We start from the raw sequence: 1,364 nt of genomic DNA, 5'->3' as shown, positions 1-1,364 counted from the left end.
CCAATCGCTCTGGACGGGCATGTCAGAGGCGAACAACGCCGCCGCCAGTTCCCCCGCCGGGATCTGACAACCGTCGAACTGATCGAGGGTACGCTTGACATGCATCGCGGAATCTCCAAACTCTCGATGCTTCGGCCTCAGCGGGTGCCAGCCCGCTGGGGCCTTTTTTGTTGAGATGTCTTACCCTTGCCCTGCTAGTCCTCTGTAGGACTTACAGGTCCTATAATGAGGACGTATCAGTCCGGTTGTCAAGGACTAATAAGTCCTCAGAGAATGGAGGGGTGGAGATGTCCGAAGTCATTCGCCGACGCCGCGCAGAGCTGGGGATGTCCCAGGCCGATCTAGCCCGCGTCGCCGGTGTCGATACACGCCAGATCCGCCGCTACGAGGCGGGAGACCAACAACCACTTCTGTCCGTAGCCGTAGCGATCGCGAACGCCCTACAGATCTCCGTCGGAGAGTTGGCCGGCATGCCTGACCACCGCATCAACCTCAGCGGCGACTGGTGGGCAGCCTGGCAGACCTTCAAGGACGGGGAAGAGATCATCACGTCGCAGGAAGTTCGATTCCTCCAGCAAGGTGAGCTGATTCAGCTCGAAACGATCACTCGTGGAATCTCGGTGGAGGACGGAGGCTACATGTGGCGCGGCGAGCTGCGGCTGTGGGACAACGAGATCCTCATGGGCTGGTACGCCGCCAACGATGGATCCGTCCGCTCGAAGGGGACGATGTACTTCGTTCTCCACACCCACGGCATCAACATGACGGGCCGATGGGTTGGCCTGAGCTACGACGGCCAGGTCATGACTGGCTGGGGTGCCATGGCCAAGAGTGAGAACGAGGCTCAAGACCTCATCGCCACTCTGAAGGATCGCGAGGACGAGAGCGTTGGATGAAGTCTGCGAAGTCATCATCACGGCGCCGGATCCCGACTGGCTCATCGAGTTCACGCGGAGTCTGGTAGCCGACCGGCTGTGCGCAGCTGGTCATAACTTCGCGCCAGTCCGATCCATCTACCGATGGCGAGGCGAGATCTACGATCGCGCCGAGGGTCGCGTAGCGCTTCACACCCGGCGCGATCTCGTGCCGCAGATCATCGAGCGCACCAATCGGGATCATCCGTACGAGGTCCCATGCGTGATCACTCTCCCGATCACGAGTGGAGATCGCGAATATCTGAACTGGATACTGGCCGAGACCGCCGAGCGTGAATAGTGCGGTGTTACGACTTCGCTTACGTCTTCAAGCCACCGCTGACGCGGTGGAGGTGCCGCCTCTGGCCAGACCAGGGGAGAGAGGAAGGCGGGGGGAGGGGAGGCTCTTGCGGACGCTGGTCGAACAAGCAGACGGAGGTTCGCGGGAGC

Annotated in this window: 2 protein-coding genes; both read left to right on the top strand. The window is 61.1% G+C overall.

The genetic code is table 11. The features are described 5' to 3' along the window. Positions 1-287 precede the first annotated feature (287 nt). A complete protein-coding gene (locus tag ABZ194_RS30355) occupies positions 288-896 on the top strand; it encodes a helix-turn-helix transcriptional regulator (protein ID WP_355600442.1) in 609 nt (202 codons plus the stop codon). Further along, positions 889-1,215: a divalent-cation tolerance protein CutA gene (gene cutA, locus ABZ194_RS30350; protein WP_355600441.1), complete on the top strand. Its 327-nt coding sequence runs from the start codon at positions 889-891 to the stop codon at positions 1,213-1,215. Before ABZ194_RS30355 ends, cutA begins: the two co-directional genes overlap by 8 nt. Positions 1,216-1,364 lie beyond the last annotated feature (149 nt).

It is taken from the genome of Streptosporangium sp. NPDC006007, assembly GCF_040614315.1.
Lineage (GTDB): Bacteria > Actinomycetota > Actinomycetes > Streptosporangiales > Streptosporangiaceae > Streptosporangium.
The sequence above is the reverse complement of the archived record's forward strand: the minus strand, read 5'-3'. Positions and strand labels throughout refer to the sequence as shown.